Genomic DNA, 17,565 nt, shown 5'->3' with positions numbered 1-17,565 from the left:
CGCGGCGGCGTCCGCCGTTTCATGTCTGGCCTCTGGTTTACCCAATCGCTGTACCACAACATCGTTTTATGGCACAAACGCCTGACCAGATGGTGGCACGCTGACCCGGTTGTCCGTCCGCGCGCGCCGGTGTGCAGGCGACCATCACGCCCTCATTTCAGCACGGATAACCCCTTTTTATTAAGGGGTAAACACGCGTAGACTTTATGTCGTCCCATCAGCAGGCTTTACCACCGGCGCACCCGGGCAAACGTTTTCGCTTCTACTCCGCGAGGTTTATCCATGCAAACCAGCCTTTCCTATGGCGCTTCGCTGAACGCGCTGACAGTTCCCCTTCTAGCGCCGTTACCGCCTTCATCCACGACGCTGGCGCAACGGCTGACGGCAGTGCAGACGCTACCGATGGTGCTTCCGCCCATGGTCTGCCACGGTATCATCCCGCCCGCTACCGGCAAACATCTTAAGACCGTTACACTCGGCATCAGCGGCATCCCGGGCAGCGATTTACACCATTTTCGGGTTGATATTGTCCAGCAAAGCTATCCGTCCGAGGATTGTATCAACCACTGCCTGTATCCGCTTAAGCAGCGTCGTTTGCTGATGTATACCCAAATCGCCAGCGCCCGGGAAAGAGTCAATCTACTATGCCTGTATGCCAGTAATGACGGCGGGGGATCCCACGCGATGCTGTCGGCGAAAAAAATTACCCGCCACAAACTCATTCTACCTATCGGCTGGATTGTGCGCTTTCCTTCCGCGGTGACGTCACTTTCTTTACCGTGATGTATAAAAACAGCGACGGCCTCCGCGAGCCACTATTCACCCTTACTCGCACTGCCGATAACACCCTCGTCGCCTATGCCCCGGCGCAACAATCCGCAGCGTCGGCTATTGCCCATCGAGTGAGTCTGGCCACATTGGGCTTATTGAAGCATCATTTCCTGCGGCTGATAGTTACGTTGGTGGGCGATACCCGTCATACGGCGGTTTTTGTGCAATGGCAAACGGAGCAACGCCGTCAGGACCTGTTTTGCCTGCCGCTGCTGCCGGGGCTAAACGGTTCCCGCTACGAATCGCGTTTCGGAATTATGGATTTGACCGGCGCGGCCGGCGGTGATGCCTGGATGGTTATTCGCCACTATAGCGAAAAACATCGTCGGCTGAAGTGAACGGCGGGCGCCGCCAGCAGGACGTCGTGAGAGGGACGGCAGCGTGAAGCCCTTGAGGCGAAGCGGGAGTGATAATAAGGCGCGGTCAACTGGAGCAGTAGATGGCCAGATGACGTCCCCAGTCGGGTGGCGGCGCGGTAGGGATCACTCGGGGCCTGATGCAGCCGCGCCAGTTCGCCTACTTCCCCTTTTTCCGCCTCTGTAATCGCCTGTTGAGCCAGGTAGTTACGCAACACAATGCGCTGGTTGACCGCCAGCATCCGCGTTCCATACGTCGGGTATTGCACTCTTTCCAGGGGTTTTGCGCGCGACCGATCACCACGGTGTGTACGTTACGCCAGAAAAACAGTACCCGCTGACTGGCCGGCATCTGACGGAAAATGCACTCTTCCACCGCCAGATTAAACCAGGGATCGTGGGAATCCGATAACAGTAATCGCAATGAAGACATGTTTTCTCCCGGCACAGCACCGTCAAATACGCCGCGCCTGCCAATAGGCTTTACGCCAATAGCTATTTTCCAAGGACGAGCGGATCACCCCGCGGCTGGTTGAGGCGTGAATAAAAGTGTTGTCGGTATCATAAATACCGACATGCAGGCCATAGCGGCCGCTGCCGGTTTTGAAAAACACCAGATCGCCAGGCAGCAGCTCATCGCGATCCACCCGGCTGCCGATATCGGTCTGCGCCTCGGTCGTGCGCGGCAGCATAATAGCGAAACTGTCGCGGAAGGTGAGGTAGACGAAACCGGAGCAGTCAAGCCCGCTCGGGCTCAGGCCACCGTAACGATAAGGTGTGCCGTACCATTGGTTCAACTGGTCGTTAAGCTTGGCGATGACCATGATCGAATCGGACAAACGCCTATCCGGCCGCGGCGCATGGTGGCTACAGCCGGTCAACAACAGCGCCAACCCCAACAGTAGAACAGCGATCCTTTTCATTGTTGTTTCACTCTCTAACGCGCCACCAGCCAGCGGCGGTCGCCGGCCGACACCAGGCTGAACGCGACGCCGAACACGTTTGCCAACTGTTTGGGCGTCATCACCTCGGCGGCGGCGCCTGCCGCCACCAGTTCACCCTGCACCATCAGCCAGACCTCGTCAGCGTGCGCCAGGGTATGATTAAGATCATGCGCGCACATCAGTACGCTCAGCCCCGCCGTAGTCAATAGGGCAATCAGTTGATCCAGCGCGACCTGTTGCGCAATATCCAGGCTGGCCGCAGGTTCATCCAGCAACAGCAGGCGGGCGTCGGTATTGAGCGTCGGCCAGACCTGCAGCATGACCGCTGCCAATCGTACCCGCTGCCACTCGCCGCCGGAAAGCGCGTTTAACGGCCGCACCAGTTGCCCGGCGATTGACGCTACCGCCCGCGCCGCGGCAGATAACCACGCCGTTGGGCCAGCGCGCCCGGCGTCCAGGCAGCGAGCGGTTTGTCCAGCATTTGCACCTCGCCGTGAAAAGGCTGCAGACCGGCCAGACAAGCAAGCAGAGTACTTTTCCCCGCACCATTGGGACCGATGATATGGATACGCCGGCCGGCGTCGACGGCGCGGGACAGGGGGCCGCCAACGCCATTGTCTATTGCGCCAGCGCCCGCCGTTGTAGCGCTTCCTGCAAAAGCGCGTCCTCCGGCGTCACGTCAGGTGCAAATCGGGCCAGCACGCCCCCGTCGCGGCCGACGAGAAACTTCTCAAAGTTCCACAACACATCGTCCTTCATGGGTCGGCGTTAATCCTTTTGCGGCTAACCGCGCATAACAATGTCCCCTGTGGCGACGGCGTGGTCTCAGGACAGGCCGCGAGAGGTGGCGGCGCTCGCCGTTAACGTGAATTTTACTGAACATGGGAAATTGCACCCCGAAGGTCCCGCGGCAAAAGGCCAGGATGTCCTCATCACTACCCAGCTCTTGACCGACAACCTACCGGCAATTCTGCGGCCCGGAGACTCACGCGCGCCACCACATCCGCCAGCAGCAGAATACCGCCGCCGGCCAGCCCGCAACCGGGCAATAACGCGCGATGATCGCTCAGGCCCCACAGTCTGAGGATGTGGGGCACCACCAGACCGATAAAGCCGGTCTAACCGCTGTTGCCTTTTCAGCAAACGGGCGTAGCCCGGATCGCCTGAGGAGGTCATTATGCCATCACTCCCTGCCCTGATAATTACCCCGGCGCAGCATGAAACCGGCCCATTATGCACCTATCCTAACGTTATCTTATTGAAAGTGATAGCACCCTAAGCGCCCAGGGGCACGGTCCGGGTAGCAGACATAAAAAACCCGGATGGCATGCTGACAGAGTACTGGCTTTATGCCGGGACTTTGATTTCATTCTGGCTGACCGGCCGGATTCAGCTTGTCATCGCCTTGTCGATGGCCGCCGGGCTTATTCCATCCGTTCGCCCTCGTCAATATAGCGGCGCCAGCCGCCATAGGCGGTCATGTCTCGTGAGCCAGTAAGCGCAAAGCCCACTGCTAAACCCCTTTCCCCCTCGCTATTGAAAGGTCCCCCAGCGGCGCCGGGATCGGCGCGACAAACTTATTCTATGCGTGCCAGCGGAATTACCCAAACGACGATGGTGTGGCCCTAGGGCAGCGGCAATCCTCGCAGGGCGGGCAACGGTTAGCAAACAATGTCAGGATCGGGTAAGGAAACGGTAAGCGCCGTGCAAATCAGATACTGTCTGATAGTGAGCGCCCCACGCCATTGTTATAACCGCCTCAATGTCGTCCTGAAAGGTCCTCATATGAATCGAAAAATATGGCTGTTAATGCTGGCGCTGTTACTGCCGGCGAGGGGAGCGCGCTGGAGGGGGTTGCCGTGGAAATAGTCACCCCCGGTATGGTGTTGCACGTCGGCGACTGGGACCGCCGCGGCTATTATTGGGACGGCTTTGACTGGCATTCGCCGTATTGGTGGCACGATCATCGCGGTCGCTATTGGGGGACGCTCAACCGTCAGGGCTTCTACTGGAATGGCTGGCACTGGGTCGCGACCCTGCAGCCGCGGCACTATTATGCACCACCGCCCATTCATTATTCCCACCGGCCGGCGCGCCTCATCACAGCGGACAGCATGGCCACGAGTATCATGGCAAACCTGACCACTACGACCATGGCGGGGGTCGTGGCCCGCGCAAACCGCCGCCGCATTAAGACTGCAATACCAGCTTTCCGACCCGGGCCGCGCCGTCTGGGGTTTTTATGCTTATTACCCGGACCACGCTACACGCCAAAGCGAGGTAGCGAAAGGAGCAGCACCCGCGCCCTTCTTGCGTCTGCTTCACTCTTTCGGTGAGGCATTCTCGACACGGCTTTTCAGCTTCTGTCCCGGGCGGAACGTCACCACCCGGCGGGCGGTAATGGGAATATCTTCGCCCGTTTTTGGATTGCGTCCTGGCCGCTGATTTTTGTCGCGCAAATCAAAATTACCGAAGCCTGATAATTTTACCTGCTCGCCATTTTCCAACGCCCGGCGCACTTCTTCAAAAAACAGTTCCACAATTTCTTTGGCATCCCGTTTGCTCAGCCCGAGCTTTTCAAACAGGTATTCTGACATTTCAGCTTTAGTAAGCGCCATAAGTTCAATCCCTCAAGGATGCTTGGAATCGCTGCTTTAGTGCCGCCACGCATTTCGCAACGGTCGCGGCAATCTCCTCTTCTTCCAGTGTACGAGCGGTATCCTGTAAGATTAGGCTGATAGCCAGACTCTTAAAACCTTCCGCTACGCCTCTGCCCCGGTACACGTCAAACAAGTTTACGCCAACTAACTGATTTGCGCCAACTTTCTTACACTCCGCGATAATATCTGCTACGGCGACGTCATCAGCCACCACCACGGCGATGTCTCGGCGGTTAGCGGGGAAGCGGGAAATGTCATTCGCTTCAGGCACTTTACGCTCGGCAACTTTCTCCCAGAGTAGTTCAAACACCAGCGTACAGCCATTTAAATTCAGTTTCGCTTCAAGCTCGGGATGAATAACGCCAATGAATCCAATGGCTTCATTGTTAAGATAAATTGCGGCGCTCTGCCCCGGATGCAGCGCGGGATGCCGTTGTGCTCTGAACTCAATATCGTCTAATTTGCCGGTAAGCTCAAGTATTGCCTCAAGATCGCCTTTAGCATCGTAAAAATCTACCGGCTGGCGCAGCTGATCCCAATGTTCATCGGATCGCGGACCGGCAATGACCCCGGCCAGCATAAGATCCTGACGAATTCCCAGGTCGGCTGCGTTATCAGGAACAAAGCGCAAGCCGCTCTCAAACAGACGGACTCGCTGCTGCTGTCGATTCTGATTATAGACCACGGCGCCAAGAAGACCGGTCCAGAGTGACAAACGCATGGCGGACATATCTTGAGAAATCGGGCTGGGCAGCACCAGCGGCGCCTGTTGAGGATGCAGCAGCACCTGGGTTTTGGGGTCGACAAAACTATAGGTGATCGCTTCTTGATAGCCGCGGTCCACCAGCAACGTTTTGACCCGTGCCAGCGGCAGCGCCGCTTCACGGTGGTGCGGCATCACCAGGTTGGCACGCACCGGCACATTGGGAATCGCGTCATAGCCGTACACCCGAGCGACCTCTTCTATCAAATCTTCTTCGATAGCCATATCAAAACGCCAGCTCGGAGCCACGGCCTGCCAGCCCTCCGCTGTACGGCTGACCTGGCAACCCAGACGGGTCAGAATATCGCTCACGTCCTCGTCCGGGATAACATGGCCAATCAAACGATCCAGGGTTTTGCGGCGCAGAGTGATGGTGGCCGGCTGCGGCTGAGCGGATGCGGAGGTCACATCGATAACCGGGCCCGGCTGGCCGCCGCAGATGGCTACCAGGAGCGCGGTCGCCCGCTCCATGGCGCGCGGCTGCAGCGCCGGATCCACGCCGCGTTCATAGCGGTGCGATGCATCGGTGTGCAGCCCGTAGCGGCGGGCGCGGCCGGTGATGGCCAACGGATTGAAAAAGGCGCACTCCAGCACCACGTCACGGGTGGTCGGGCTGATACAGTACGCACCGCCGCCGAAAATCCCCGCCATTGCCAGCGCCTGGCCATGATCGGCAATCACCAGCGTATCGAGCGAAAGCGTCACGTCGCTGCCGTCGAGCAGGGTCAGCGTCTCATCCTGCCTGGCATGACGCACCACGATACCCCCTTCGATGCGCGCGCGATCGAAAGCATGCATCGGCTGCCCCAGCTCCAGCAGCACATAGTTGGTAATATCCACCACGGCGTCCACCGAGCGCAGTCCACAGCGGCGCAGTTTCTCCTTCATCCATAGCGGCGTCGCGGCGCTGACATTGATATTTTTCACCACCCGGCCCAAATACCGCGGGCAGGCCTCGACCGCATCGACGCGGATAGGCAGCGTGTCGCTAATTTCCGGCGTCACCGTCTCGATGGCCGGCATGTGCAGCGGCAGGCGATTGCGCACCGCTACATCGCGGGCAATCCCCAGTAACCCCAGACAATCAGCGCGGTTCGGCGTCACGCTGATATCGATGGTGTTATCGTCGAGCTGCAAATAATCGCGGATATCCTGGCCGATAGGCGCCTCGGCGGGCAGTTCGATGATGCCGTCATGGTCGCCGGTAATGCCTAATTCGGAGAACGAGCACAGCATGCCTTCCGACGGCTCGCCGCGCAATTTGGCGACTTTGATTTTGAAGTCGCCCGGTAGCACAGCACCGAGCATGGCCACCGCCACCCGCAGGCCGGCACGGCAATTGGGGGCGCCGCAGACGATATCCAGCAGCCGCTCACCGCCGACATCCACCTTGGTAACGCGCAATTTGTCGGCGTTGGAGTGCTGACGGCACTCCACCACCCGACCGACCACCACGCCGGTAAACCGGCCGGCGACCGGTTCCACGCCGTCCACTTCCAGGCCGGACATGGTAATCTGATCCACCAGCGCCTCGCTGTCGATGGCCGGATTCACCCATTCACGCAGCCAAAGTTCACTGAATTTCATGTGTTAATCCCGCCCTTATTTAAATTGTTTAAGAAAACGCAGATCGTTTTCAAAGAATGCGCGCAAATCCATGACACCGTAACGAAGCATCGTCAACCGCTCCATGCCCATGCCGAAAGCGAAGCCGGAGTAAATTTCCGGATCGATGCCGACATTGCGCAGGACATTCGGATGCACCATGCCGCAACCCAGCACTTCCAGCCAACGGCCGTTTTTCCCCATCACGTCCACTTCGGCGGAGGGTTCGGTAAACGGAAAATAAGACGGGCGGAAACGGACCTGCAGGTCTTCTTCAAAAAAGTTGCGCAGAAAATCATGCAGCGTGCCCTTCAGGTTGGTGAAACTGATATCGGTATCGATAATCAGCCCCTCCATCTGATGGAACATCGGCGTATGGGTCTGATCATAATCGTTGCGGTACACCCGCCCCGGTGCAATAATGCGAATCGGCGGCGGCTGCGCCTTCATGGTACGGATCTGTACGCCGGAGGTCTGTGTACGCAAAAGCCGGGTGGCGTCAAACCAGAAGGTATCGTGATCGGCACGTGCAGGGTGATGGGCGGGGATATTCAGGGCGTCGAAATTATGGTAATTATCTTCGATTTCCGGCCCTGTGGCCACCGAAAAGCCCAATTCGCCGAAGAAATGTTCAATACGCGCTATGGTACGGGATACCGGATGCAGACCGCCGTTTTCCATGCGGCGCCCCGGCAGCGAGACATCCAGCGTTTCAGCAGCAAGCCACGCCTCCAGCGCCGCGCCCTCCAGCGTCGCTTTGCGCTCGGCCAGCGCCTGCTGCACGTCCTGTTTGGCCTGATTAATTACCGCACCCGCCGCAGGCCGCGCGTCCGGCGCCAGATCCCGCAGCGCAGTCATTTGCTGGGTAAAATGCCCTTTTTTGCCTAAGTATTCGACGCGGACCAACTCCAACGCCTCTATATCCTGGGACCGTTCGATATCTGCTTTGGCCTGCACAACCAAATCTGCAAGATGTGGCATTGCTTTCCTCTTCTTCCTGCCGTAGATGACTTAACCGTAAATGAGCGAGAGGCCCGTTGACCGTACAAAACGGGCAGAGCACCCCGCTTATCAGCAATAAAAAAGCCTCCACTCCGGGAGGCTTTAGCGCTATTTTTCGTTTCTTGACTTACGCGCAAGCCCCCGGGATACAGGTGCTAAAGTAAAAAAAGAAACGGAAAATAGTAGCATTCATGCTTGCATTACCTTGTTGACGCTGTGTTTTGACAACTCAAAATCCTGCCCGACGTTGATACGAAAAAAAGAGGAAGACCGGCTCCCTCTTCTTTAACCGGCTTACACCAGGTCGCCTTTCGCTTTATCGGCCAGAGCGGCGAAAGCCACTTTGTCGAATACAGCGATATCCGCCAGGATTTTACGGTCGATCTCAATGGAAGCCTTTTTCAGACCATTGATGAACCGGCTGTAAGAAATACCGTTCTGGCGGGCCGCGGCGTTGATACGCGCGATCCACAGTTGACGGAACTGACGTTTCTTCTGACGACGGTCACGGTAAGCGTACTGACCTGCTTTGATAACCGCCTGGAAGGCAACACGGTAAACGCGCGAACGGGCACCGTAGTAACCTTTCGCTTGTTTCAAGATTTTTTTGTGACGTGCACGTGCTACCACACCACGTTTTACGCGAGCCATATGCTCTCTCCTAAAGTCTTATTCAAACCGATTAAAAATGACGCTTACGCGTAGGGCAGACAACGAACGACTAAACCCAGATCCCCTTTGGAAACCATGGATTTCGGGCGCAGGTGACGCTTACGCTTAGTGGATTTTTTGGTCAGAATATGACGCAGGTTAGCATGCTTACGCTTGAAACCGCCCGAAGCCGTTTTCTTGAAGCGCTTTGCGGCACCGCGTACTGTCTTGATTTTTGGCATGAGTTTATCTCTACTCCGCATTGTTAATAATATGAATCAGTGAGGCGAAGGCGACGCCTTACTTGTCAGGCCTTACTGTTTCTTCTTGGGTGCGAGCACCATGATCATCTGGCGGCCTTCAATTTTGGAGGGGAAAGATTCCACTACCGCCAGTTCACTCAGATCGTCACGAACGCGATTAAGCACTTCGATGCCGATCTGCTGGTGCGCCATTTCACGTCCGCGGAACCGCAGGGTGATTTTGGCTTTATCGCCGTCTTCCAGAAAACGAACCAGGTTGCGTAGTTTTACCTGATAGTCGCCTTCATCGGTACCAGGCCGGAATTTGATTTCCTTAACCTGAATAACTTTCTGCTTTTTCTTCTGTTCTTTAGTGGATTTGCTTTTCTCATAGAGGAACTTGCCGTAATCCATGATTCGGCAAACCGGCGGTTCGGCATTAGGGCTGATTTCGACTAAATCAACGCCCGCTTCCTCAGCTTTTTCAAGCGCTTCATTCAGGCTGACAATACCAATCTGCTCGCCGTCGATACCCGTCAGACGAACCTCTGCGGCGCGGATTTCTCGGTTAATACGATTGGGACGCGCCGGTTGAACTCGTTTTCCGCCTTTAATCCTTTATTCCTCCAGTTGATGAAGATTACGGCTGCGGATTTCGTGCTGCAGCTTGGTTATAATCTCGTTAACGTCGATACTGCCCAAGTCTTTACCGCGGCGTGTACGCACTGCGACCTTGCATGCTTCCACTTCTTTATCTCCGCAGACCAGCATGTAAGGCACCCGACGCAAAGTATGTTCTCGGATTTTAAAGCCTATTTTTTCATTTCTCAAGTCTGCTTTCACCCGAATCCCTGCCGCTGACAGTTTTTCCGTCAGTTTTGCGACATATTCCGACTGATTATCGGTAATGTTCATCACGACGACCTGTGTCGGCACCAGCCAGGTTGGGTAGAAACCCGCATACTCTTCCGTCAGGATACCAATGAAGCGTTCCATTGACCCCAGAATAGCACGGTGGATCATGACCGGTACCACCCGTTCGTTATTTTCCCCGACATAAGAGGCATTTAAACGACCGGGTAGCGAGAAGTCGAGCTGCACCGTACCACATTGCCAGGCACGATCCAGGCAATCAAGAAGTGTAAATTCAATTTTGGGACCGTAGAAAGCCCCCTCGCCCGGCTGGTATTCAAAGGCAATACCGTTTTCCGTCAGCGCGGCTGCCAGATCCTGTTCCGCCCGGCCCCAGACGTCATTGCTGCCGATACGCTTTTCCGGACGGGTTGACAGTTTGACCAGGATTTTCTCGAAGCCAAACGTGCCGTACATATCATACACCATTTTGATGCAATTGTTTACTTCATCACGCACCTGGTCTTCGGTACAAAAGATATGGGCATCGTCCTGGGTAAAGCCACGCACCCGCATGAGTCCATGCAGCGAACCCGACGGCTCATTGCGGTGGCAACTGCCGAATTCGGCCATCCGCAGCGGCAGATCGCGGTAGGACTTCAAACCTTGATTGAAAATCTGCACGTGGCCCGGACAATTCATCGGTTTAATACAGTATTCCCGGTTTTCCGACGACGTGGTGAACATGTGCTCGGCGTAATTGTCCCAATGCCCAGTCTTTTCCCACAGGACGCGGTCCATCATGAACGGCCCTTTCACTTCCTGGTACTGATAAGCTTTGAGCTTCATACGCACAAAGGTTTCCAGTTCGCGGAAAAGGGTCCAACCGTCGTTGTGCCAAAACACCATACCCGGCGCTTCTTCCTGCATGTGATACAAATCAAGCTGCTTACCGATTTTACGATGATCGCGCTTCGCCGCTTCTTCCAGATGCTGCAGGTAGGTGTTGAGCTGCTTTTTATCGCCCCAGGCGGTACCGTAAATGCGCAGCAGCATTTTGTTCTTGCTGTCGCCGCGCCAGTAAGCGCCGGAGGTTTTTTGCAGGGTAAAGTGGTGGCAGAAACGCATGTTGGGGACGTGCGGGCCGCGGCACATGTCGACATACTCTTCATGATGATAAAGCCCGGGGCGGTCATCGCGACGGATATTTTCGTCGAGGATAGCGACTTTATAATCCTCGCCCCGCGCCACAAACGCATCGCGGGCCTGCTGCCAGCTGACTTTTTCTTTGATAACGTCGTAGTCTTTTTCAGCCAGTTCGTGCATCCGCTTTTCCAGCAGGTCGAGATCGTCCTGCGTCAGGGTATGATCGAGATCGAGATCATAATAGAAGCCTTTATCGATAACTGGACCGATAGCCATTTTCGTTTGCGGCCACAGTTGTTTGATGGCGTGTCCGAGCAAGTGCGCGCAGGAATGGCGAATTATTTCCAGCCCCGCCTCATCTTTGGCGGTAATGATGGCAATCTGGGCATCGTGCTCAATGACATCAACGGCATCAACCAATTTCCCGTTAACGCGGCCGGCAATGCAGGCTTTGGCCAGACCAGGACCGATATCGCGGGCAACATCAAGGGGAGAGACGGGATGGGCAAACTGACGCTGACTGCCATCAGGGAGAGTTATAACGGGCATGCGGGTTTCCTTAAATTGCAGTGGTGATCCATACGCAAGATCACTTACGTTTCATCTTTCTTGTACATAGCTTCTTATGTCGCTGCCAACTAACCAACAATCGCTAGTTTGGTACGCAATCAGATTCACTCCTCACCCACCGCAGAAACGGCAGGCCGCTTACGGCGCTATGGTATCACTTATCCGGCAAGACCACATCTTTGTGTCGCCACGCCAGCTTAATTAACCGGCGTCGCCGATAGACAAGACGTTCGCAAACGCTACATTGACGGGGTTAGCAACGCAGGGGGCGCGAGAGGCTAAGTGTCGGGAGAGCAAATCGTGAGTGAAACATCAGGGCTGGAGCGCGGGTGTTACAGGTCAGGTGGAAAAAAGGGATTGAACAGGCGCTCGGCGCCGTAAAGGGAAATGGCGGCACGCAACGCTGTTTCCCTACGGCATGGGACCTGATGCCGATCCCGGGTCCGTCTTAGCCCGCGAAGTAATGCCCCTGGCGCAGATCCGTTAACAAATCCGGAACGGTAGGCGTCCAGCCCAGCGCCGCCCACGCGCGCTGGATGCCGGCATATCCGCGCCGAGGAAATTGGCTAGCCAGCCGAAACAGCCGAAATGCTCGCTCTCGCGCGAGGCGACCGGCAGCCCCAGCTGTTCACCAATCACGCCGGTGAGGGCCTTGCAGGTGATGCTTTCGTCGCCCACCGCATGGTAAACCGGTCGGGCCAGGTTTGCTCCAGTACCTGTCGATACAGGAGCGCGGCGTCCGAACGGTGGACAGCGGCCCAGAGGTTCTGGCAGTCACCAAGATAAGCGGATACCCCTTCTCGCGCGCCAGACGGATCAAAGCTGCAATGAAGCCATGATCGCCGCTACCGTGAACCGACGCCTCCAGCCGCACAATGCATACCCGCACCCCCTGCTCCGCCAGTGCAATCGCGGCGGCCTCGGATTGGCACGGGTAGCGGGGGTCGGTGGGGGCTGCGTCTTGTTCCGTGGCAATTCGCCCCGGCGTGAGATGAGCCAGCCCGGTGGTCACCAACAGCAGGCGCGTTGACCCTTTCAATGCGCTACCCAAAGCCTCGATCGCCACACGGTCTTGCTACGAACTCTCGGCGAATCGGGAAAAATCATGATTGAACGCGGTATGGATTACCGCGTCCGCCTCTTTTGCTGCGTGGCGCAATAGTTCGAGATCATCGAGCGTGCCGGGCAATGCCAGGGCGCCGCTGGCCGTCAACGCCGCCTTGTCGCTAGAACGAACCAGTCCCGTTACCTCATGTCCCGAGTTAAGTAACTCAGCGACTACCGCCGAGCCGGTCGCCCCCGTGATAAATACTTTCATGCGTCATCTCCGCCATTACTGTCGTGAACGCATTGCTGACCCGGGTTTCGCCGGCAGCGGCCATAAGGCCGGAGGTGTTGTCTATCTCACCCGCGTTCAGCCATAAATTGCCGCCGCTCAGAATGCCCGCGTTACGGCTGTGCGCGTTGTTTAACCGCTGGCCATGGGTATTCAATTGCAGGTATTCCACCGACTGCAAGCGTCCGCCGGCATTGAGCAGCGCGCCGCTGTTCACGCGGCACTCCCCTGCGGCGCTGATATGACCCGAACGTTGTTAATGTCACCGGCGTCAAGCGTCAAATTCCCCCCGGACAAAATGCCAGCGTAACTGTTATAGGCATTGGTCAACCGCTGGTCGTGGGTATCGATATGCAGATCCCCGGCTGTCGATTCAGGCCACTCCCGCGGTCATGACGACCGGCGGTATTATCCAATGCTCCGGTATTGACCGATAATAAGGCGCCGGCGTGCACATTTCCCCCCCTCATTGTCCAGCGAGTGGCTCATCAGTGTCATGCCTTGCGCCGTCGCCAGCCGGCCCTCGACATTTTTGACTGCGCCGCCGTCTATCTGGACCCTGCCCACGGCGCTGATCATGCCCACTGTGTTGTCTAAATCGCCGATATCGAGGGATAAATCCGCGCCGCAGGTTATCCGTCGCACCCCTTGTGCCGCCACGCTGCCGCCGGTATTTCCGAGCGACTTACGTCGGGTATCGATCGTCACCTCATCGCCCGTCAGTGCGCCATGAGCGTTCATTAAGTGCTGACTACGCTCACTTAAACGATTCTTCGCTTCTATCCGCCCCCCCCGAATTGACAATCACCGATTGCGTTTCAAGCTGCGCATCGCCGCCGAGCGCCAACACCCTGCCGCCCCCCTGCAGGTGCCCATAGATGTTGTTGATGCCGCGCTCGGCCTGCAGGAAAAAGCTGCCGTGTTCGGCCGCCATCAGGATGCCGCCGGGATTATTCAGAAAGCCTGACGTCAGCCACAAAACGCCACCGCTCTCCTAAATGGGTGGCCGTCAGCGAGAGCTATTGCGCGCGGGTAACGCTTTGCGACAGTTCGAGCTGTTCACCCGCAAGCGTCATGGCGCCGGCGGACCATAAGATGCCCTGATAGCCGTTAAACCGCTCCGCGACCACCGTCATTTTCCCGCTCCCCAGCAACTTTATCGTACCTTCCTGATTGTCCAGTATCTTGGTTTGCAGCGACAAATTGGCGCCGGGGACGATAATCCTTCCTGCACGGTTCTCAAGCCAGGCCGCCTTGATGCGCGTATCGCCGTTGTTGAGCACCATCCCTTGATGATTATTCATCTGCTGGACCTTCAACTGCAGCAGATGCTCCCCCCGCTGCTGCAGGGTGCCTAGCCGGTTGGATATTTCATGCACCATCAGCTTTAACGCATTGGCGCTCAACCTGCCATTGTTGTTAGACAAGAATGTCGCGGCGCGCGCGGTAATTTTGCCGCCGCTCATCTCAGCACCGTTAGTAGTGATAGCGCCCCGATTCGCCGACAACATAATGTCGGTGCCAGAGGTACGGCTGCCGGCCAAATCCACCTCGCTTCCCCAGACCATCAAAGCGCCTGTCGCCTGATTGGCCCCCTGCTCTAGCAATGGCCCTTGGCTGGTCATCATTAGAGTGCCCGTACGGGTCAGTTGGCCTTGTGCGTCACTGCCGGCCACCAGCTGGCTGTCGCCCATCATGTCGATGCGTTTGGCGGTCAACGTAACGTCACCGCCCGCGCGCACCGCGCAAGGTGCCGCTGTTAAATAGGGTCGCGGCGGAAAGCACGGAGTTGCTGCGCGTGTTGAGACGGCCCGCATTGATGACATCCCCCTCGCCGGCGAGCGCCAGGGTATCCTGACTTTGCAGGCTGACGCGATTTTCCAATCGCCCGGCGACGCTAAGACTCAGCTCGCCGGCGTTGCGTACGCCAACCCCTTGTTCGGTCCCCACCATGACAATTTTATGCGCATACATCCCCCCCCCCAGGGCCGCCACGTCCAGTGCATAAGCCGGCTTTTCGTCCTGAGCAGCGGCGAAAGTGCCCGTCACGTCGCCCGCGAGATTAACTCGATTGCGCCCGGTGACAATGTTGAGCGATTGACTATGTAATCCGGCGTTGACCGCCACCGCGTGGGCAATAAGCCGGGGAGCATCCGTCGTCGCTGCATGCATTCCCTTACCGGCGATATCGATCTGCCCCCCGTAAACGGTAAAACCTTGCAGTTGGCCCTCTTCGCTGCGGGGGTGACCGGTGGTAAGCGTACCGGCACGAACATTGATGAAGCCGCAACCGCTAATCCCCACCGGATTGGCGATAATGACGTCGGCGCGCTGGCCCGCCACTTCTATGAATCCGTCCAGCAGACTGGGATGCGGTTGAGTAACTTCGTTGATAATCAACGTCGCCTCCCGCGTTAATTGCGGGTTGGCGTCTACGGGACCGTCGAGTTCGGTCTGGCTCACCGTTCGCACGTTATTCAAAATGACACCACGTGCATCGACATCGAAATAATGAAATTGATTGTAAGAAATCCCAGTCCGATCAGGGGCGCAAATATTGACCAGCGGTAGCGCGTTGGCGGTGGTAAGCACTTCCGGCTGGTGATGAGGGGGAGCGCCGCCATCGGCGATGACACCGCCGTAGAGCGGCGACGCTATCAGCAGCGGGACCAATCCGAGAAATCGTCCGCCCGGCGGCCATCGTGGGCTAAGCCGATGAGCGGCTGGGTATGCAGGCCGTTTGAGGGCAAATCTTGCAAGCGCGGGCCGGTCAGCGTGTCGCGCCGCTTCAGTCTGTTCATTGATCGGTTGAGCGCGATACGCGCGCGATGCCGACGCGCCCAGAGGTTCACTAGTTTTTTGCATAGCGGGTTCCGTCCCGGTTGACTACCCCATTTGCGAGGCGGTATATCGCTCAATAATGCCAAACCAGGCGAAAGCCCAGAAAGACCGGCGTCTCGCCAGCCGCCGATGTCGAAAGCGGCAAGCCGGCGAGGCGGGCCGGCATCCACACCGCGCAGCGCCCACTCCCCGTCGGCGGCGAAGGTCTCATTGACGGACTGCGGCGAGGAGCTGGTCTGATATCGGTAATCAGCAGTGAAGGTAAATGCCTGACGGGCGAAGGTAAACGCGCTGCGGGCGCTGGCGCTCAGCGTATCCTGTCCGACCCCTCGCCCCCACTCTCTAGCACCGTGGCGGACGTTAGCCCGGCCGGCGGCACATTTCCTCTCCTTGCCGGCAGACCAGGGCACCCCTCTGATCCGCGGCGCCAGGGAGGATACGGCGATGGGTGATCCCCAGCCGCCAGGTGTGGGTCCGGTGCAATTGCGGACGCAAAGGCCTCTGATTGAGGGGGGCGTCGCTGTCGCTTACCCGCCAATCGCCGGAGACGGTGGTTTTGGCTTGGCCATCGCGATGTATTACCTGGGCGAGTTGCCCACTCCATGAACGCTGATGGCCGCTGTAACGGTAATGCCGCCGCTGACAGGCGATCCTTGTAAATTCTCGACGGCCTGTTCCAGCGCGCGCAGATCGAGCAGGTCGCCCCGCCCGGCAGCGCGGTATGCAGATTGACACCGGCGGAGGAATCGGGCGCAAGCATTAGCTGCCGCACGCGCCGAGGACAAGGCGTAGTATTAATATCCTCTGGCGCAGATCTTGCGGCGGAGCCACTACCCGCGTTGTCACCCAGCCATGGCGGATGATCCTGTTTTGCAATCGCGCTATTAATCCCGTGATAGCGCGCTTGTCCACACACTGACCGACGACCTCGTCCGCCAGCCGCTGCAGCGGAGCCAGGACGGCAAGGCATCGCGGCCGGCGAGCCTCACGCGCGCCAGGGTTACACAAGGGGCTTCGCGCAGCCTGGTCACGCTATCGGTCCCCACCGCCGCATTACGGCGGCCGTGCGGATGCGCAGAGGAGCGGCTGGTGTTGCGCATGTGGTTCTGACGGGAAATAAAGTGAGGGTCGCGCGGGGGATGAAGCCTGGATATCGTACGAGGTCATGGCGGCCAATTTAACCAGCCAATGCAACGGCATGACCCTTTTCTGCTTTCCTTGCATAACTTAATCTCCCTTTCGTTCACGCGCCACAAAAGGCGGCAAGGACGCGTGGTGGCGCCGGGCAAGGCGACCCACGGGAAGGTCCCGCCGACCAGTGGGCCATGACAGGCTTACGAGGGGAGCGCCATACCACTATGCGCCACGAGCACTGGTAATACCTGTCAGTGGATAAGGGCGACGACAACCGGCGCACATCCTGCCGGCAGGCGGCTTGGCGCGTTGCTTCATGCTTTAGGCCCGGGGAGAAAGCAGGGCCTGGGGGAAAATCTCATTAGTGATTATTAAAATAATTTATATGTCAAGTAAAATATTATGTCGAACGCCAAAAACAGCAAGTTCGCCGAAGCGGGTTTGCATGAAATTGGGAACTGCTGGCGAGGGAATCAGAGCATTGCGCTGATGACCGAAAACCAGAAAGCCATACTAATCAGTATGATACTTGGCAGCGTCAATTTGTAGAAGTTTTCCATAATTACCTCACAGTAGGTTTGCATATTTAGGAATAATCTTACACCTATTTCACTTCAAAGAATAGGGTCTAG

24 protein-coding genes, 4 pseudogenes and 1 other annotated feature are annotated in these 17,565 nt (G+C 57.3%); of the genes and pseudogenes, 3 read left to right on the top strand and 25 right to left on the bottom strand.

The genetic code is table 11. The annotated features are described in order from the left end of the window. The first annotated feature begins 282 nt into the window (after window positions 1-282). Complete coding sequence (locus SGP1_RS12655) at window positions 283-783, top strand: hypothetical protein (RefSeq protein ID WP_011411246.1); 501 nt, start codon at window positions 283-285, stop codon at window positions 781-783. Further along, a complete protein-coding gene (locus SGP1_RS12650; RefSeq protein ID WP_041866969.1) occupies window positions 783-1,169 on the top strand; it encodes a hypothetical protein in 387 nt (128 codons plus the stop codon). The genes SGP1_RS12655 and SGP1_RS12650 overlap by 1 nt, the downstream gene beginning before the upstream one ends. Here SGP1_RS12650 and SGP1_RS31190 read toward each other — a convergent pair. The 6 genes and pseudogenes from SGP1_RS31190 to SGP1_RS27480 form a co-directional block, all read right to left on the bottom strand. Further along, window positions 1,139-1,429 carry a hypothetical protein gene (locus SGP1_RS31190; protein WP_162010780.1) on the bottom strand — a complete coding sequence of 97 codons (291 nt, stop codon included), beginning with the start codon at window positions 1,427-1,429 and terminating at the stop codon, window positions 1,139-1,141. The genes SGP1_RS12650 and SGP1_RS31190 overlap by 31 nt on opposite strands. A gap of 5 nt (window positions 1,430-1,434) precedes the next feature. After that, window positions 1,435-1,620 (bottom strand): annotated as a pseudogene (locus tag SGP1_RS27490) (lipoyl protein ligase domain-containing protein); the annotation flags it as partial. A 22-nt stretch (window positions 1,621-1,642) separates the two neighbouring features. Then, complete coding sequence (locus tag SGP1_RS12640) at window positions 1,643-2,110, bottom strand: C40 family peptidase (protein WP_011411245.1); 468 nt, start codon at window positions 2,108-2,110, stop codon at window positions 1,643-1,645. Between the two features lie 14 nt (window positions 2,111-2,124). Next, window positions 2,125-2,753, bottom strand: a pseudogene (locus SGP1_RS12635) (ATP-binding cassette domain-containing protein). Next, a pseudogene (gene btuE, locus SGP1_RS27485) lies at window positions 2,750-3,083 on the bottom strand (glutathione peroxidase); the annotation flags it as partial. The pseudogenes btuE and SGP1_RS12635, both read right to left, overlap by 4 nt. Further along, window positions 3,067-3,246: pseudogene (locus SGP1_RS27480) on the bottom strand (iron chelate uptake ABC transporter family permease subunit); the annotation flags it as partial. The pseudogenes SGP1_RS27480 and btuE, both read right to left, overlap by 17 nt. A gap of 684 nt (window positions 3,247-3,930) precedes the next feature. On the opposite strand from SGP1_RS27480, the gene SGP1_RS24145 reads away from it, so the two are divergent. Further along, a complete protein-coding gene (locus tag SGP1_RS24145) occupies window positions 3,931-4,467 on the top strand; it encodes a DUF2502 domain-containing protein (protein WP_050747626.1) in 537 nt (178 codons plus the stop codon). On the opposite strand, the gene ihfA is transcribed toward SGP1_RS24145, so the two are convergent. The 19 genes from ihfA to SGP1_RS36430 form a co-directional block, all read right to left on the bottom strand. After that, the gene (gene ihfA, locus SGP1_RS12620; RefSeq protein ID WP_011411244.1) at window positions 4,453-4,749 is read right to left on the bottom strand and encodes an integration host factor subunit alpha; all 297 of its coding nucleotides are present in this window, start codon (window positions 4,747-4,749) and stop codon (window positions 4,453-4,455) included. The genes SGP1_RS24145 and ihfA overlap by 15 nt on opposite strands. A 4-nt stretch (window positions 4,750-4,753) precedes the next feature. Continuing rightward, the gene (gene pheT, locus SGP1_RS12615; protein WP_011411243.1) at window positions 4,754-7,141 is read right to left on the bottom strand and encodes a phenylalanine--tRNA ligase subunit beta; all 2,388 of its coding nucleotides are present in this window, start codon (window positions 7,139-7,141) and stop codon (window positions 4,754-4,756) included. 15 nt (window positions 7,142-7,156) lie between these two features. Then, entirely contained in the window at window positions 7,157-8,140 is a 984-nt protein-coding gene (gene pheS, locus SGP1_RS12610; protein ID WP_011411242.1) for a phenylalanine--tRNA ligase subunit alpha, read from the bottom strand. 95 nt (window positions 8,141-8,235) lie between these two features. After that, window positions 8,236-8,359, bottom strand: a sequence feature (Phe leader region). Further along, a complete protein-coding gene (gene pheM / locus SGP1_RS29750; protein ID WP_158302476.1) occupies window positions 8,289-8,354 on the bottom strand; it encodes a pheST operon leader peptide PheM in 66 nt (21 codons plus the stop codon). Its footprint overlaps the feature before it by 66 nt. A gap of 96 nt (window positions 8,360-8,455) precedes the next feature. Further along, window positions 8,456-8,812, bottom strand: coding sequence for a 50S ribosomal protein L20 (rplT, locus tag SGP1_RS12605; protein ID WP_011411241.1), 357 nt, complete (start codon window positions 8,810-8,812; stop codon window positions 8,456-8,458). Window positions 8,813-8,856: 44 nt separating this feature from the next. Next, a complete protein-coding gene (rpmI, locus tag SGP1_RS12600; protein ID WP_011411240.1) occupies window positions 8,857-9,054 on the bottom strand; it encodes a 50S ribosomal protein L35 in 198 nt (65 codons plus the stop codon). A 72-nt stretch (window positions 9,055-9,126) separates the two neighbouring features. Beyond that, entirely contained in the window at window positions 9,127-9,669 is a 543-nt protein-coding gene (infC, locus tag SGP1_RS12595; protein ID WP_071882016.1) for a translation initiation factor IF-3, read from the bottom strand. A gap of 3 nt (window positions 9,670-9,672) precedes the next feature. After that, the gene (gene thrS, locus SGP1_RS12590) at window positions 9,673-11,601 is read right to left on the bottom strand and encodes a threonine--tRNA ligase (RefSeq protein ID WP_011411239.1); all 1,929 of its coding nucleotides are present in this window, start codon (window positions 11,599-11,601) and stop codon (window positions 9,673-9,675) included. 504 nt (window positions 11,602-12,105) lie between these two features. Next, window positions 12,106-12,261 carry a hypothetical protein gene (locus SGP1_RS33530; protein WP_243466008.1) on the bottom strand — a complete coding sequence of 52 codons (156 nt, stop codon included), beginning with the start codon at window positions 12,259-12,261 and terminating at the stop codon, window positions 12,106-12,108. Continuing rightward, window positions 12,251-12,688, bottom strand: a complete 438-nt coding sequence (locus SGP1_RS33525; RefSeq protein WP_243466007.1) for a hypothetical protein — start codon at window positions 12,686-12,688, stop codon at window positions 12,251-12,253. The genes SGP1_RS33530 and SGP1_RS33525 overlap by 11 nt, the downstream gene beginning before the upstream one ends. 9 nt (window positions 12,689-12,697) lie before the next feature. Further along, on the bottom strand, window positions 12,698-12,940 hold the full coding sequence (locus SGP1_RS33520) for an NAD(P)H-binding protein (protein WP_243466006.1): 243 nt from the start codon (window positions 12,938-12,940) through the stop codon (window positions 12,698-12,700). Further along, window positions 12,894-13,175 (bottom strand): hypothetical protein, encoded by a 282-nt coding sequence (locus SGP1_RS12580; protein ID WP_041866967.1) that lies wholly within the window; start codon window positions 13,173-13,175, stop codon window positions 12,894-12,896. The genes SGP1_RS33520 and SGP1_RS12580 overlap by 47 nt, the downstream gene beginning before the upstream one ends. 191 nt (window positions 13,176-13,366) lie before the next feature. Further along, window positions 13,367-13,699 carry a hypothetical protein gene (locus tag SGP1_RS12575; RefSeq protein WP_041866966.1) on the bottom strand — a complete coding sequence of 111 codons (333 nt, stop codon included), beginning with the start codon at window positions 13,697-13,699 and terminating at the stop codon, window positions 13,367-13,369. A gap of 16 nt (window positions 13,700-13,715) precedes the next feature. Next, the gene (locus SGP1_RS24140; RefSeq protein WP_050747625.1) at window positions 13,716-13,937 is read right to left on the bottom strand and encodes a hypothetical protein; all 222 of its coding nucleotides are present in this window, start codon (window positions 13,935-13,937) and stop codon (window positions 13,716-13,718) included. 40 nt (window positions 13,938-13,977) lie between these two features. After that, complete coding sequence (locus SGP1_RS24135; protein WP_050747624.1) at window positions 13,978-14,700, bottom strand: hypothetical protein; 723 nt, start codon at window positions 14,698-14,700, stop codon at window positions 13,978-13,980. Continuing rightward, the gene (locus SGP1_RS24130; RefSeq protein WP_050747623.1) at window positions 14,684-15,631 is read right to left on the bottom strand and encodes a filamentous hemagglutinin N-terminal domain-containing protein; all 948 of its coding nucleotides are present in this window, start codon (window positions 15,629-15,631) and stop codon (window positions 14,684-14,686) included. The genes SGP1_RS24135 and SGP1_RS24130 overlap by 17 nt, the downstream gene beginning before the upstream one ends. Then, a complete protein-coding gene (locus tag SGP1_RS30785; protein WP_050747622.1) occupies window positions 15,616-16,209 on the bottom strand; it encodes a hypothetical protein in 594 nt (197 codons plus the stop codon). The genes SGP1_RS24130 and SGP1_RS30785 overlap by 16 nt, the downstream gene beginning before the upstream one ends. Then, entirely contained in the window at window positions 16,160-16,534 is a 375-nt protein-coding gene (locus tag SGP1_RS36435; RefSeq protein ID WP_158302384.1) for a ShlB/FhaC/HecB family hemolysin secretion/activation protein, read from the bottom strand. The genes SGP1_RS30785 and SGP1_RS36435 overlap by 50 nt, the downstream gene beginning before the upstream one ends. 24 nt (window positions 16,535-16,558) lie before the next feature. Next, a complete protein-coding gene (locus SGP1_RS36430) occupies window positions 16,559-16,711 on the bottom strand; it encodes a POTRA domain-containing protein (protein WP_424141172.1) in 153 nt (50 codons plus the stop codon). Window positions 16,712-17,565: the final 854 nt, after the last annotated feature.

Source organism: Sodalis glossinidius str. 'morsitans', assembly GCF_000010085.1.
Lineage (GTDB): Bacteria > Pseudomonadota > Gammaproteobacteria > Enterobacterales > Enterobacteriaceae > Sodalis > Sodalis glossinidius.
The sequence above is the reverse complement of the archived record's forward strand: the minus strand, read 5'-3'. Positions and strand labels throughout refer to the sequence as shown.